Origin of the sequence: Bacteroides eggerthii (assembly GCF_025146565.1) — a bacterium.
In the GTDB taxonomy this organism is placed as follows: Bacteria; Bacteroidota; Bacteroidia; order Bacteroidales; family Bacteroidaceae; genus Bacteroides; species Bacteroides eggerthii.
Genome location: NZ_CP102258.1, coordinates 3,940,016 through 3,953,592, shown reverse-complemented (window position 1 = coordinate 3,953,592; position 13,577 = coordinate 3,940,016). Strand labels below are relative to the sequence as shown.

Genomic DNA, 13,577 nt, shown 5'->3' with positions numbered 1-13,577 from the left:
GTATATTTAAGTATTACCCCCAATTTACTAACTTAACACAAGTGTTTTATGAAAATTTTCAGACGTCCTCTTGCAGGATTATTGTTTTGCACAATGCCGTTTTGGGCAGGATGCGGAACAGGTGACAAACCGGAAGCACCGGTTTCCCTGACTTGGGAAATGGGTGCGAGTGACATTGACCCCGGGTATTATGAGAACTCCTTTGTTCTTAAGAATATCTCCGGTGCTCCTCTTTTCAAAGACTGGGCAATCTATTACTCACAGCTTCCCCGCTATGTGAAGCAGGAAGGAACTCCCGCCGTCAGGGTGGAGGCGGTGAACGGAAACTTCTTTAAAATGTATCCTACGGACGATTTTGTGCCGTTGGCTCCCGGTGACTCCATGCGCATCACTTTCCTTTGTTCTTATAAATTGGATCGGAACTCGCATGCGCCTGAAGGTACTTATTGGGTGGCTACGACGGACGGCAAGGAAGGCAAGCCGCTTCCCGTAGCGTTGGACGTGCTGCCGTTGCCCTCACCGGAAGCGCTTCCCGGTTATCCGGATGCCGCCAAAATATACGCATCGAACCTCCGTCTGGACAGTGTGCCGGCTTTGAGGCAGTGGGACAGGCTGCCGTCGGTAAAGAAAGTGACACCTGCCGGAGGGCATGTCGTGCTGGATGCTAAGGTGGCTTTGACCTATCCGGACGAATATGCCGGCGAAGCAAAGCTGCTGAAAGAGAAGCTGGCCGCTTTGTACGGTTTGGAAGTGGCAGATGAGGCTCCAGTAACGATTGTTTTGGAAGAACTGTCCGACAAGGCGAAGGCAGTGAACGCTGAATATTATAATTTGGTTATAGGAGATTCCCTGATAAAGATTACCGCCGCTACTCCGCATGGCATTTTCAACGGTACACAGACTTTGCTGTCAATACTGAAAGGCAAGGCGGTGCCTTACCGGCTGGAAGCTATGTCTGTGGAAGATTACCCCGACCTCTTGTATCGCGGACAGATGATAGACATTGCCCGTAATTTCACCACCGTAGACAACCTTAAAAAACTGATAGACATTTTCGCTTCCTACAAAATGAACGTGCTGCACTTCCATTTTGCCGATGACGAAGCGTGGCGTCTGGACATTCCCGGTTTGGAGGAGCTGACCGCGGTGGGAAGCCGTCGCGGACATACCGTTGACGAAAGCCGGTGCCTCTATCCATGCTACGACGGCGGATGCGATCCTGATGCTGCCACCGTTGGAAACGGGCATTATTCCCGCGAGGACTTCATCGGCCTGTTGCGCTATGCCGCCGAAAGGCATATTCGTGTCATACCGGAGATAGAATCGCCCGGACATGCGCGTGCGGCTATCGTCTCCATGAAGGCGCGTTATAATAAATACAAGGAGACGGACATGGCAAAGGCCACCGAATATCTGCTGAGCGAGCCGGAAGACACCTCCCGCTATGAGTCCGTCCAGTACTACACAGACAATGTGATAAACGTCGCTCTGCCTTCGTCCTACCGCTTTATGGAGAAAGTGATTCGGGAACTCGCAGCCATGTATAAGGAAGCGGGCGTACCGCTGTCTACGGTGCATCTTGGCGGTGATGAAGTGGCGCATGGGGTATGGCTGGGATCACCCAAGTGCATGGCGCTGATGAAAGAGAAGGGGATGACGAAGCCGCAGGATTTGGCCGAGTATTTCATTACACAAATGGCGGACATCATGCAAAAGAACGGTTTGAAGTTCAGCGGTTGGCAGGAAGTGGCTTTGGGACATACCGAAGAGGCGCACCGGCAGTTGAAGAGTCAGGCGGCAGGTGTGTATTGCTGGAACACAGTTCCGGGGTATGAGGAGGTGGTCTACCGGATTGCCAACGACGGTTATCCGGTGATTCTCTGCAATGTAGGCAATTTCTATATGGATATGGCCTACAACGGTCATCCTGACGAGCGCGGGCTCGACTGGGGAGGTTATGTGGATGAGGCTGTCTCCTTCTCCATGCTTCCTTTCAGCATCTACCGGTCATTGCGTACCGACAGGGCGGGAAATCCAGTCGACTTGGAGCAAACCGGAAAAGGAAAAACCGCTCTGACGGCAGTGGGCAAGAAGAATATTCTGGGCGTGCAGGGCCAATTGTTTGCTGAGACTATCCGCAGCTTCGACGGCGTGGAATATCTTCTTTTCCCGAAAATCATGGGACTGGCGGAACGTGGATGGAACGCTTACCCGGCATGGGAGGGTCTGCAAGGCGCACAGGAGCAGCAGGCTTTCGACAAAGCTCTGGCATTGTATTATGAGAAAATCAGTGAAATAGAGATGCCCTATTGGGCAAAGAACGGCATCAATTTCCGCTTGCCGCATCCGGGACTGCTGGTGAAGGATGGCAAACTATATGCCAATGCAGCCATTCAAGGCGCCGGGATACGCTATACAACGGATGGCTCCGAGCCGACTATGCAATCTGCCTTATGGGAAATGCCGGTGGAATGTGACGCGCCGGTGGTGAAGGCGAAAACATTCTATCAAGGCAAAGAAAGCCTGCCGATAATGTTGAAAACAGAGTAATATGAAAACGCATCATCTGCTTGGGCTAAACGCATGATGCGTTTTACTAAAACAGATGATGCATTTTACTAAAACAGATGATGTGTTTTACTAAAACAGGCCATCTGTTTTTTTCTTTCTTCTGAGCGCAAGGTGAAAAGGTGCTTATGCGTTTAGCGCCTGTTCTATATCTGCAATGATATCCTCCGCGTTTTCAATACCTACCGAGAAGCGGATCAGGTCGGGACGGATACCGGCTTCCAGCAACTGTTCGTCCGAGAGCTGGCGGTGTGTGTGGCTGGCGGGATGGAGCACACAGGTACGTGCGTCGGCAACATGGGTTACGATAGCTGCCAGCTTCAGTGAATCCATGAACTTGATTGATACCTCACGACCGCCTTTCAGTCCGAAAGAGATAACGCCGCACGAACCGTTGGGCATATATTTCTGTGCCAGTTCGTAATACTTATTGTCGGGCAGCCCGCAATAGTTCACCCATGCCACTTTTTCGTTCCGGGAAAGGTACTCGGCAACTTTCTGGGCATTGCCACAGTGTTGCGGCATACGCAAATGCAGTGTTTCCAGGCCGAGGTTCAGCAAGAATGCATTCTGCGGGGACTGGATACTGCCGAGGTCACGCATCAACTGTGCCGTAGCTTTCGTGATATAGGCCAGTTTGCCGAAGGCTTTTGTATAGGTCAGCCCATGATATGATTCATCCGGGGTGCAGAGACCGGGGAACTTGTCGGCGTGTGCATCCCAATCGAAATTGCCGCTGTCCACAATTGCGCCGCCTACGCTGGTGGCATGTCCGTCCATGTATTTGGTGGTGGAATGCACCACGATGTCGGCTCCCCATTCAAACGGGCGGCAGTTGATAGGAGTGGGGAAAGTGTTGTCCACAATCAGGGGCACGCCATGCTTGTGGGCGATGCGGGCAAACTTTTCAATGTCGAGAACCTCCAGTGTGGGGTTGGAGATTGTTTCGCCGAACAGTGCCTTGGTGTTCGGACGGAAAGCGGCGGAGATTTCTTCTTCGGGTGCATCCGGATTGACAAAAGTCACGTCGACACCCAGCTTCTTCATGGTTACGCCAAACAGGTTGAACGTTCCGCCGTAAATGGTGGACGAACATACAAAGTGGTCGCCTGCCTGGCAGATGTTGAAGATGGCATAGAAATTCGCTGCCTGTCCGCTGGATGTCAGCATGGCGGCTACGCCTCCTTCAAGGGCGGCTATCTTGGCGGCAACGGCATCGTTCGTGGGGTTTTGCAGGCGGGTGTAGAAATAACCGCTGTCCTCAAGGTCGAACAGGCGTGCCATTTGTTCGCTGGTGTCGTATTTGAAAGTCGTACTTTGATAAATGGGGAGTACACGAGGTTCGCCCTTTTTAGGAGTCCACCCTGCCTGTACGCACAGTGTCTCCGGCTTGAATTGCTTTGCCATAATGCTATCTGTTTTTAGAGTTTCTTTTCTTTAAAACGCGTAAGTTGTCGCAAAAGTAGGGAAAAAAATATAAATTTGTACGCGTGAACGGTAAAATGCTATAATTTAGCGGCCGAAAATCTGCTACCGACTACGAATAAATGACGAATAACGGGAATATGAAACGTATATTTTGTTTGCTGGCTTTCTTCTTTTGCGCTTTTCTTGTTTTTGATGTCTCTGCCCAGGGAGAATATGCCGCACCTAAATCGGGTGAGGGCATCTCTGCTTTTCTGGAGCGGAACAAGCGTCCGGGAAAAGCCTATTATAATGAGTTTATAAGGCTGAACGAGAAGCGTCTGCGCGGAAAAGAGGAGTTGCAGCTGGGAGTGAAATATGTGCTTCCCCCGTTGAGGAAAGGGGCTTCTGCCACTGCTTCGTCCAAGCCTGCCGCCAATAAAAAAGGAACTGTTCGTGAACGCCTCTTCGGGAGGAAACTTGCCGATGTGGAGGTGACCTCTAACCGCTTGCAGGGCGCTTGCTTCTATGTGGTCAGCGGACATGGAGGACCCGATCCGGGAGCTATCGGCAAAATAGGAAAGGTGGAATTGCATGAGGATGAGTATGCCTATGACGTTGCCTTGCGCCTTGCCCGTAACCTGATGCAGGAAGGGGCCGAAGTACGTATCATCATTCAAGATGCCAAAGACGGGATTCGTGATGACCGCTACCTCTCCAACAGCAAGCGGGAAACTTGTATGGGGGATGCCATTCCGTTGAATCAGGTGGCTCGTCTGCAACAGCGTTGCACCAAAATCAATGAGCTTTACCGGAAGGACCGTAAGATTTATAAGTATTGCCGGGCCATATTTCTGCACGTAGACAGCCGCAGCAAGGGTGCACAGACGGATGTTTTCTTTTACCATGCTCCGAAAAGTGTGTTGGGAAAGAGGCTGGCTGTTGCCATGAAAGGAACTTTCGAGTCGAAATACGACAAGCATCAGCCCAACCGCGGATTTGAAGGGACGGTCAGCTCACGCAACCTCTACGTATTGCTGAAGGCCGCACCGGCTTCCGTTTTTGTGGAGTTGGGCAATATACAGAATGCTTTCGACCAACGCCGTTTTGTGATCAGCTCCAATCGTCAGGCATTGGCCAAGTGGATGATGGAGGGGTTCATTGCGGATTATAAGCGGACGAAGTAGGATTACTTGCGTACTTTGCCCATGCTGTTTTCGCGCGTGATAACGATTATTACTGCTGTCACAATCAAGGCGATTCCGATAGTGCTGCTCCATGTGAAGCTTTCTTTGAACACGCAACATCCGATGACTATGGCAGTCAGAGGTTCCAGTGCTCCGAAGATTGATGTAAGCGTGGGGCCTACATGTTTGATAGCCTTTACCAGACTGATATTGGAGACTGCTGTTGCCGGTATTGCCAGTCCGAGGATGTTCAGCCATGTGTGACTGTCTGTGGCCAGCCGGATCCCATCTGTCAGGCATCCGCCTATAATATAGAACAGGGTTCCGAATCCCATAACATAACAAGTCAGTGCCGTAGACGGGATGTTGACAGCGCGACTTTTTCGTACACCTATAATATATCCGCCGTAAGAGAATATGGAAATGGCGGCAGCGACCAGCCCTGTTGTAGTATCTCCGCCTTCGAAATCTATCTCGCCCGTTGATAGCAGTGTTGCACCTATCAATGAAATGAACACTGCAAACAGGATAGAGAAAGACTTTTTTTCCTTGAAAAACAGCATCATGGTGACGGCTACCGCCAGAGGGTACATGAAGTGTATGGTGGATGCTACGCCGCTGGCAATGTTTTGATAGGCTATCACGAGACTGAATGAGGTGGTGGCTCTGAACAGGCTTAGTATGAATACGGTCTGCCAGTCTTTTCTGCTGATTCGGAACTGCTCTCCCAATATGATACCGGCAATTGCCAAAATGAGTGAGGCGATTCCCCAGCGGTATGTCAGCACTTCAAAAGATGAAAATCCGGCTATCAGCAATGATATGCTGAAGAAAGGCGCCAGTCCGAATGTGGACGAGGAAAGCGCTGCATATAGAAAACCTTTTATAGTAGTGTTTCGCATCTTTTTCTTGAAAATTAAACGATATATCGGAACCTATCTCTCTCATCATTTGTTTGTTCCACATAATGAATTGCAAAATTAGTGAATAAAAGCGTACATGCGAATGGTACATGCATATTAAAAAATGAAAGGAAACCTTATGAGAAAGATTTTAATGTTTGTGGGAACGTTTGCAGTTATCTTTATGTTGGCTGCTTGCGGTAACGGTGTTCAGAAGAAAACTTACGAAAAATATTCTGCTGCGGAAGTGGAACAGGCCGGTCAGGTGATGAAGTACTACAACACTTCGCTTGCCTTATTGAAGAATCTGGTGCTGGAAAAGGATGTGAATTCCATACTGGGATATATGGAGCAGGGCGGCAATGCGCCGATGCTGGCAACTGTTATTCCTCCGGTTTTCTCTCAGAAGGACTCTGCATCGGTTGTCAATCCCGGTACATATTTTGATGAAGAGGCCCGGCGCAATCTGAAACAGAATTTTATGCAGTTGTTCCAGACAAGAAGGCAATTCTATACTAATTTCAATCAGTATCTCTCCTTGCTAAAAGTAAAAAATAAGATTGCCGCCGATAAACTGCTGCCTGCCAATTACCGTTTGAGTGTTGAGATGGCGGAGTATAAAGAGAATATTCTTGATGTTTTGTCGCCTTTTGCCGAAGGGGCGCAGAAGGTGTTGCTGAATGATAATCCGATGAAAGAGCAAATACTTGCCATGAACCGTATGTCGGTCACGATGCAGGGTGTTTTGCAACAGTGCATGCGCAAGCCTGCTCCCGACATGCCTCGGCTGGACATGAAAATGATGAAACTGGTTATTCAGTTGGACATTGCCAAACGTCTGCCGATAGTGGAAGGGCATCCTCAAGAGATGAAAACTTTCCGGGACTTTCTGGCTAATGCTGAGACATTCATAAGAGAAGTACAGCACATCAAGGCGCAGGGTAGTTATACGGCAGACGAACTGGCGACTTTAGGCGAGTATGGATTGAGCCTGAACTAAGTTCTCTCTTTATCTCACGAATCCGTTTTTATAGAAATCATAGGAAGCATGAATATTTTCCGGTGTATCGGCTTTTAGTAACAAGAGAAGTTCGCGGCAGAATTCCAGTTGTCCTGTACCGTTGGCGGTGACGATATTTTGGTCGCTGACGGCCTGCTTCTCTTCGTAGCCTGCTTCGTTGGTGTACTCCTGTCCGCCCCAGAGTTTTAGTTGCTGTATGGTATTTCCCGTATGCTTTACGTTGTTGAGGAAACCATGCTTCGCCATAAAGGAGGCGGCATTGCAGATGGCGCCAACGATTTTTCCACGTTGTAGGGCATCCTTCACCAAAGGAACTGCTTGCTCTGCTTCTGGGGAATTCCATTGCATACCTCCTATCAGCACCAATGCTGCATAATCTGTGGGCATAGTCTGGAAACAGTAGTCGGGCAACGTGCGGAAACCGCCGATGGAGCGCACTGCGTCCAACGTCGGGGCAACTACTTTCGGGGTGTATTTCACTTCGCTGCCCGGCATTACTCCTGCGTTCAGGCAGGCGGCTATGAAAGCGCCTTCCCAGTCGGCGTATTCATTGAGTATTATGAATAATATTTCTTGCTTCATTTTTGCTTTTGTTTGATACCTTGCAAAAATACGAATACAAAATTACAAATTTGCAAATATTGCAAAGAAAGTTCCATAGGCTTTTCGTGATGCAAAAATAAAAGGAAGGGGGAGAAGTTGGCTGAGGTTCTTATAAATCTGGTTTGTTGAAATCTGTTGGGTGGAAGTTTGTTAATAATCATTGTCGGGTTTGTCGGTAAAGATAAAACATGTGTACCTTTGCGAGGGATTACATTGTGCAGAATAACTTTTGAAAAAGTACATGAAAGGGATTTAGTTTCTATTAGGACGTGGCATTGCACAAGTTGCGAATAACTGAATCCTATAAAATATGACTGAAGAAACAATATGACTGAGGAAATCCGATTGAAACTCTTGGAATGGGCAAGGGAATATCATTGTGCCGCCTTTATACAAGGTGACCCTGTTCAGTTCCCGCATCGGTATATGCGGAAGCAGGATATTGAGATTAGCGGTCTGCTCACTGCTTTGATGAGCTTTGGAAACCGCAAGCAGATATTGAAGAAAGCGGATGAACTACATGGCTTGATGGGAGCTTCACCTCATCAATATGTCTTGTCCTGCCGCTGGAAAGAAGATTTCCTTCCGGCAGACCGGAGCAGCTTTTACCGCATGCTTTCTCATGCGGATTTTTATACGTATTTTGCCCGTTTGCATGACGCCTATTCTCGGTTTGATAGTTTGGAAGATGCCCTTTCGGGCTATCCGGGCATCCCGATGGAAAAGTTGTGTGCTTTTCTGGAAGTCTCCGCCAAGAGTCCGCAAAAGAAGCTGAACATGTTTCTGCGCTGGATGATACGGAAAGAGTCGGAGGTGGATTTCGGCATCTGGGAAAGTTTTGACCGTCGTGATTTGCTGATTCCTTTGGACACTCATGTTTGCCGGGTAGCCCGTCTTTTGGGACTTACCGATACGGAGACATTCTCTCTAAAGAATGTAAGGAACATAACCTCAGCCTTGGCGGAAGTCTTTCCGGATGATCCTTGTTTGGGAGATTTCGCATTGTTCGGCTGTGGGGTGAACGGGGTGTTGTAAGTTCCGGGTCTTTCTACCAATCTATCTCCTCAATGCCTTTGCTCCGCAGATAATTGTTGGCTTTGCTGAAATGCTTGCATCCGAAGAAACCGTATTCGGCAGAACGGGGCGAAGGATGGACGGTTGTCAGTATGAGGTGCTTGCTTCTGTCTATCAGGGCTGCTTTTTCTTTGGCGTATGCTCCCCAAAGCATAAAAACGAGGTGTTCCCGTTCATCACTTAATTTCTTGATTACCGCGTCTGTGAAAGTTTCCCAGCCCATGTTGCGGTGTGAGCCGGTTTCGTGAGCGCGTACCGTAAGGACGGAGTTCAAGGAGAACACACCTTGGGCCACCCAGCGGTCCAGATTGCCGGAAGTGGGAATCGGCTTACCTAAGTCTTGATGTATCTCTCTGAATATGTTGACGAGTGATCCCGGTATGGCTACTCCTTCCGGCACAGAAAAGCATATTCCGTAATATTGTCCGGGGGTGGGATAGGGGTCTTGTCCTAAGATAACCACTTTTACCTTTTCAAAAGGACATGAGTTGAAAACATGGAAGATAAGGTGTCCTGGCGGGAGCACATGGGCGCGTCCGTATTCGCTTTTCACAAATGACACTAACCTTTCAAAGTAGGGCTTGTCGAATTCTTCTTGCAGACGTTGCCGCCAGCTTTCTTCTATCTTGACTTTCATAGGATGTTGCATCTAGGTATGATGCAACAAATGTACAAATAATCTCTGTGACTGCGTATGCCTTTGGCAGATAAAAAAGAAAGCCCCATAGCCGTCAGGGAATATCAGGCACAGGGCTTTCACGTACTACGTTATGCTTTTAGGGCGGTCACGATTTTTTCTATCATTGTCCGGATATTGTTTTCATCCTGCGCTGTGTAGAAGTTACCGTCTATTTCGGAGGAATTGTCGGTTGCTTCTCCGTTTCGGATAGCGGGTTTGGCCAATGGATGAACGGCTACTTTCTTACCTTTCGTGATACCCGTAAAATCGAACATCATAGCAGCTGCACAGTGCCCGATCATGATTTTGCCTTTCTCGCCGAATGTCTTGATGATTTCCAGCATGGTGACGTTATACGGTTTACCGGCATTTTGCTGGAATACGGGAACGGCATCACCGCAGGCGAACACAAGCGCATCGTATTCATCTTCATGCCCTTTCAGATTGGCCACTACATCGTCCACTGTCAGGACAATGCCGGAATTTGTCTTGATTTCCTTGCTGTCCGCTACCGCGAATACTTTATAAGAAATGCCATTTTCAAAAAATGCTTCCAGATATTGGAACAAACCGCATCCATTTACCGGATTTACTGCTAAAACTGCAACTTTCTTTGCCATAATCTTAATTATTAAATAAAACAATAGTTATTTTCAGTAAGTTCATTACTTTTGTGCTGCAAAGTTAGCTTTGCTGTTGCTCTAAAACAAGAAGGCACTTGAATGTTAGATAGTTACAGCAATGTAACCATTGTTGAAGTTCAGATAATTAGTAAAAGTTAAAAAATGGAAAACTTTCATCACACAGGTGGTTGCCCCATACGGGATGTCTTGAGTAAGTTGGGAGATAAGTGGACAATGCTTATCATGGTTACACTAAAGACGAATGGTACGATGCGCTTCTGTGACATTCAAAAGACGATTGGGGACATTTCACAACGTATGCTTACGGTTACGCTGCGTTCGTTGGAAACGGACGGGCTGGTCATCAGAAAAGTATATGCCGAGGTTCCCCCGCGTGTGGAGTATTCCCTTACGGAGATGGGGCATAGCTTGATGCCGCACATAGAATCGCTGGTAGGCTGGGCGTTGGAGCATATGGCGGATATTCTGGAACGGCGGGGAGTACAGCAAGAAGTGGATTGATAAGAACCGCATGTCGTTGTAATATGCAAGAATTCCGATTCATCACGAACCGGAATCCTTTTTTCACGAGATTTATATTCTGAAAAGGGTTATTCTTTGACAGCTTCGCCTTTTTCGTTCAGAATTGTCTCTGTTTCCTGACCGTCTTGAGTGAGAATAATGATTTTGTAGATCTTTGCTTCATCTTTTACCTTTACATAGGCTTCTTTTACAGAGGAACCCTCGTAATTCTTTGCCAATGTCAGCAGAATGGCCTGTGGTAACTCTGTCGGATCCATTTTCACAAATTCATCCTGCGGCACTTGGGCTTCTGCCACAACTGCTGATGAGTTATTTACTTCCTGTGCGAAAACAACAGAGCTTCCTGTTCCCAGAACCATTGCTAATGCTACTAATACCTTTTTCATAACTTTCTGATTTTAAGTGAGTATTTGGGGATATTATCTCTAACACTCATCATAGGACAAAGAAGATGCCAAAGATAGATGGATAAACTTATCTTTCTGATTTATAGCGAAATGAATGGAAATCCTATAAATGGTACAGTGTGGAAATCCGTAGAGCACTGTGGAATTGAGTAACACATCTGAGGAATAGTTACACAGAATTCCAACGTGCTCCTTGTTTATTCCATCATATCAATCTGCATACAGGAGATTGCAAAAGGTTTTTCATCAATCGTCAATATCAATCACTCTCATCTTAGAGTCAAATGTAATTTCCCAACGGTTGGATAACTTTATCTCATATTCATTATCGTCATATTCAATTTGGAGGATTCTTGCATCCGGATAGTTTGTTTTTACATAGTTACGGATAGCTTCCGGCACGATCTGGGCAGGCACTTCGCTCTGTCTGCATCGCACTTCTTTCCATTCTCCCGCTTTGTCAAACTCCACTTTCTCGCCGTTGGTGAAAACTACATCATAGCTTTTATAGAATACTCCCGACTCCAGCTTAGCCATTGCCACCTTGTGATCCTTGAAATAGGTCTTGATAAATGTCTGTGCCTTTGCAGGTAACTGACTCACTTGTATTGGCTTGTCATTATCCGCCATTACCATTGTGTGCATTGCAAACGTACAAACTAACATCATAATAAACTTTTTCATACTTCTTTATTTTTAATGATTAATACTTTATTTGTTTCTGTACTGCAAAGATGGGACAGGAATCTGGAAAGAATTGGGAAAAAACAGAAAAAAGTCTGATTTCTTATTTTGATGTTTGTTTTGTGTTTTGTAATCAAGAATGCTTATTCTTTATTTGTAAATATTTGTTTGAAATAAATATTGCTTTATTTTTGCAGATGGTTTCTTGTGAGTCATATCTGTACCGGAGTAATGAAGCTCGCTGAAACATCCTCATGAATAATGATATAGAAACAGTTTGTTATGGCAATGAAAATATTAAATAGGTTTATTGATGACTGTGTGAATGCTTTTCAATATCGGTTTATGGACACCTTTCAATACTTTAAAGAAAGGAACAAGAATAAATATTTGGGAGATAGATTTGAAGAGTGGGTTGTGAAAAATTCCAATATCAGTAAAGATGGGTGCTCCGACCTGAATGCAGGAAAAATATTCTGGCGGCTTTTGGATTGGCGAGGTGATAAATATGTTGAGGGATACCGGCCTCTGTCTTCTTCATCTCCGGATTTGTTATTGGAATGTGTTGTAGATAGGAGTGCTATTTATGAGGTCGGGGAGATAATTGCCGTAGAATGTAAATGGAGAAGTAAAGCAGGATTTTATCTTGAAAGGAAAGATATTGAGAAGTATGAGGTGTATATGAATATTAACCAACTGAACCGTCCGATAAAAAGCCTGTTTTACGTTTTTGGTTTTGGATGGCTTAATGATGCTCCGGAGCAAGTTTATGTGGTTCCTGCGCGGGAATTATATGATTATGACAAGGACACTGGTCAGATAACGTTTCCTGCCAAAGAAAGTGAAAGCGAGAGGCTGGAACGGTTGAAGCGTTTTAAGAAGAAGGACAATAAATGTTTGATGTATATAGAATAATTGTTATTTAATTTATTTTTTGTTATTCTCTTCCATAAGAGCCAATGCCAATTTTATGATGAAGAGAAACACCACTCCTATTACGGCATACATTGATAATATGAATAAGGAAAACATTACCGGGAAATAGATTACACATACCAGTAGAAGACGTTTACCGTGTTGCCGTAGTGCGGTAACGAACTGGATGAATTGAATAACAATCATAATAACGGCATATACCAGTGAAAGTGCTGTCATAAAGTGCCAGAAGCCGAAGTCGAAACATAACGCTCCCCATATATTATTCTTGGGAAACATATCCAGCGGATTGTCGAATGGGATTTTGATAATCATCACTACCAATGGAACAAGAATAGCGTATAAGGAATAGCTTAAATCCATTGGCAATGCTTCACGTCCTATCCAGGACAATACATTCCTGAACAATATAAAATCTTGATATACGACAAACATACTTCCCAGAATAGTTAGCGCCATATTTCCCAGATTATTTTCTACTAATTGAAGCGATGATAGCATCCCGGCTCGTGAGTGAATCATCCAGGCGAAAATACATACGGTCATGGAGAGAAGGGTAGCAAGTGATATTCTGTTGAACACCTTCCATGAAAGATATTCACTATTCGAAAAATGTGCTGTAAAATTCAATACCGTTGCCAAAATTGTCAGGGCAGAAAGAGTTGCCGGGAATATATACTGTGAGTCGATCATAGTTAATAAGCTATTTGGTAGGGGCATTAATGAAAAATCCTTGAATCTCATGGAAATTCAAGGATCATATTTTCTTCAAAGTGGTGCCACCAGGAATCGAACCTTTTGCTTCGGTTTATTCTAACTCCTTGAGTGACTGCACATTTTTTGCTTTATCTTTTATGAAAACCATTGAATTGGCCTTACGCTAAATTCATTGTTTTTCTTTACTAATCTGACAAAATTTGTCTCTTTGACACTGCAAATATAATAC

At 45.8% G+C, this 13,577-nt stretch carries 14 protein-coding genes; 6 read left to right on the top strand and 8 right to left on the bottom strand.

Features of this window, described 5'->3' with window-relative positions:
• Window positions 1-48 precede the first annotated feature (48 nt).
• Window positions 49-2,550, top strand: a complete 2,502-nt coding sequence (locus tag NQ546_RS16470; protein WP_039952929.1) for a family 20 glycosylhydrolase — start codon at window positions 49-51, stop codon at window positions 2,548-2,550.
• Between the two features lie 144 nt (window positions 2,551-2,694).
• Here NQ546_RS16470 and NQ546_RS16465 read toward each other — a convergent pair whose 3' ends face one another.
• Window positions 2,695-3,975: an O-acetylhomoserine aminocarboxypropyltransferase/cysteine synthase family protein gene (locus NQ546_RS16465; RefSeq protein WP_004288659.1), complete on the bottom strand. Its 1,281-nt coding sequence runs from the start codon at window positions 3,973-3,975 to the stop codon at window positions 2,695-2,697.
• Window positions 3,976-4,115: 140 nt separating this feature from the next.
• Here NQ546_RS16465 and NQ546_RS16460 point away from each other — a divergent pair, with 140 nt between their 5' ends.
• A complete protein-coding gene (locus NQ546_RS16460; protein WP_004288660.1) occupies window positions 4,116-5,159 on the top strand; it encodes an N-acetylmuramoyl-L-alanine amidase family protein in 1,044 nt (347 codons plus the stop codon).
• Between the two features lie 2 nt (window positions 5,160-5,161).
• Here the strand turns inward: NQ546_RS16460 and NQ546_RS16455 are convergent, their stop codons facing one another.
• Window positions 5,162-6,061: a DMT family transporter gene (locus NQ546_RS16455; protein ID WP_021940401.1), complete on the bottom strand. Its 900-nt coding sequence runs from the start codon at window positions 6,059-6,061 to the stop codon at window positions 5,162-5,164.
• Between the two features lie 139 nt (window positions 6,062-6,200).
• Between NQ546_RS16455 and NQ546_RS16450 the strand changes: the two genes are divergently transcribed.
• Window positions 6,201-7,061 (top strand): DUF6845 domain-containing protein, encoded by an 861-nt coding sequence (locus tag NQ546_RS16450; protein ID WP_021940402.1) that lies wholly within the window; start codon window positions 6,201-6,203, stop codon window positions 7,059-7,061.
• A 9-nt stretch (window positions 7,062-7,070) separates the two neighbouring features.
• Here NQ546_RS16450 and NQ546_RS16445 read toward each other — a convergent pair whose 3' ends face one another.
• Complete coding sequence (locus NQ546_RS16445) at window positions 7,071-7,664, bottom strand: type 1 glutamine amidotransferase family protein (protein ID WP_004288665.1); 594 nt, start codon at window positions 7,662-7,664, stop codon at window positions 7,071-7,073.
• Between the two features lie 348 nt (window positions 7,665-8,012).
• Here NQ546_RS16445 and NQ546_RS16440 point away from each other — a divergent pair, with 348 nt between their 5' ends.
• Window positions 8,013-8,720, top strand: a complete 708-nt coding sequence (locus tag NQ546_RS16440; RefSeq protein ID WP_004288667.1) for a TIGR02757 family protein — start codon at window positions 8,013-8,015, stop codon at window positions 8,718-8,720.
• Window positions 8,721-8,733: 13 nt separating this feature from the next.
• On the opposite strand, the gene ung is transcribed toward NQ546_RS16440, so the two are convergent.
• Window positions 8,734-9,396 carry a uracil-DNA glycosylase gene (gene ung / locus NQ546_RS16435; RefSeq protein ID WP_039953002.1) on the bottom strand — a complete coding sequence of 221 codons (663 nt, stop codon included), beginning with the start codon at window positions 9,394-9,396 and terminating at the stop codon, window positions 8,734-8,736.
• 131 nt (window positions 9,397-9,527) lie between these two features.
• Complete coding sequence (locus tag NQ546_RS16430) at window positions 9,528-10,058, bottom strand: DJ-1/PfpI family protein (RefSeq protein ID WP_004288669.1); 531 nt, start codon at window positions 10,056-10,058, stop codon at window positions 9,528-9,530.
• 165 nt (window positions 10,059-10,223) lie between these two features.
• Between NQ546_RS16430 and NQ546_RS16425 the strand changes: the two genes are divergently transcribed.
• Window positions 10,224-10,583: a winged helix-turn-helix transcriptional regulator gene (locus NQ546_RS16425; RefSeq protein WP_004288670.1), complete on the top strand. Its 360-nt coding sequence runs from the start codon at window positions 10,224-10,226 to the stop codon at window positions 10,581-10,583.
• A gap of 89 nt (window positions 10,584-10,672) precedes the next feature.
• On the opposite strand, the gene NQ546_RS16420 is transcribed toward NQ546_RS16425, so the two are convergent.
• Both NQ546_RS16420 and NQ546_RS16415 read right to left on the bottom strand, forming a co-directional pair.
• Window positions 10,673-10,990, bottom strand: coding sequence for a hypothetical protein (locus tag NQ546_RS16420; protein WP_004288671.1), 318 nt, complete (start codon window positions 10,988-10,990; stop codon window positions 10,673-10,675).
• 267 nt (window positions 10,991-11,257) lie between these two features.
• Window positions 11,258-11,695 (bottom strand): PepSY-like domain-containing protein, encoded by a 438-nt coding sequence (locus tag NQ546_RS16415; RefSeq protein WP_004288673.1) that lies wholly within the window; start codon window positions 11,693-11,695, stop codon window positions 11,258-11,260.
• A gap of 282 nt (window positions 11,696-11,977) precedes the next feature.
• Between NQ546_RS16415 and NQ546_RS16410 the strand changes: the two genes are divergently transcribed.
• Entirely contained in the window at window positions 11,978-12,610 is a 633-nt protein-coding gene (locus NQ546_RS16410; protein ID WP_004288675.1) for a hypothetical protein, read from the top strand.
• Window positions 12,611-12,622: 12 nt separating this feature from the next.
• Here NQ546_RS16410 and NQ546_RS16405 read toward each other — a convergent pair whose 3' ends face one another.
• Window positions 12,623-13,324: a hypothetical protein gene (locus NQ546_RS16405; RefSeq protein WP_039953005.1), complete on the bottom strand. Its 702-nt coding sequence runs from the start codon at window positions 13,322-13,324 to the stop codon at window positions 12,623-12,625.
• Window positions 13,325-13,577: the final 253 nt, after the last annotated feature.

Bases quoted from the DNA above. Each gene is read 5' to 3' on its own strand.
- NQ546_RS16430 (WP_004288669.1), bottom strand. From the start codon at position 10,058: ATGGCAAAGAAAGTTGCAGTTTTAGCAGTAAATCCGGTAAATGGATGC.
- NQ546_RS16420 (WP_004288671.1), bottom strand. From the start codon at position 10,990: ATGAAAAAGGTATTAGTAGCATTAGCAATGGTTCTGGGAACAGGAAGC.
- NQ546_RS16455 (WP_021940401.1), bottom strand. From the start codon at position 6,061: ATGCGAAACACTACTATAAAAGGTTTTCTATATGCAGCGCTTTCCTCG.
- NQ546_RS16450 (WP_021940402.1), top strand. From the start codon at position 6,201: ATGAGAAAGATTTTAATGTTTGTGGGAACGTTTGCAGTTATCTTTATG.
- NQ546_RS16415 (WP_004288673.1), bottom strand. From the start codon at position 11,695: ATGAAAAAGTTTATTATGATGTTAGTTTGTACGTTTGCAATGCACACA.
- NQ546_RS16425 (WP_004288670.1), top strand. From the start codon at position 10,224: ATGGAAAACTTTCATCACACAGGTGGTTGCCCCATACGGGATGTCTTG.
- NQ546_RS16460 (WP_004288660.1), top strand. From the start codon at position 4,116: ATGACGAATAACGGGAATATGAAACGTATATTTTGTTTGCTGGCTTTC.
- NQ546_RS16445 (WP_004288665.1), bottom strand. From the start codon at position 7,664: ATGAAGCAAGAAATATTATTCATAATACTCAATGAATACGCCGACTGG.
- NQ546_RS16440 (WP_004288667.1), top strand. From the start codon at position 8,013: ATGACTGAGGAAATCCGATTGAAACTCTTGGAATGGGCAAGGGAATAT.
- ung (WP_039953002.1), bottom strand. From the start codon at position 9,396: ATGAAAGTCAAGATAGAAGAAAGCTGGCGGCAACGTCTGCAAGAAGAA.
- NQ546_RS16470 (WP_039952929.1), top strand. From the start codon at position 49: ATGAAAATTTTCAGACGTCCTCTTGCAGGATTATTGTTTTGCACAATG.
- NQ546_RS16405 (WP_039953005.1), bottom strand. From the start codon at position 13,324: ATGATCGACTCACAGTATATATTCCCGGCAACTCTTTCTGCCCTGACA.
- NQ546_RS16410 (WP_004288675.1), top strand. From the start codon at position 11,978: ATGGCAATGAAAATATTAAATAGGTTTATTGATGACTGTGTGAATGCT.
- NQ546_RS16465 (WP_004288659.1), bottom strand. From the start codon at position 3,975: ATGGCAAAGCAATTCAAGCCGGAGACACTGTGCGTACAGGCAGGGTGG.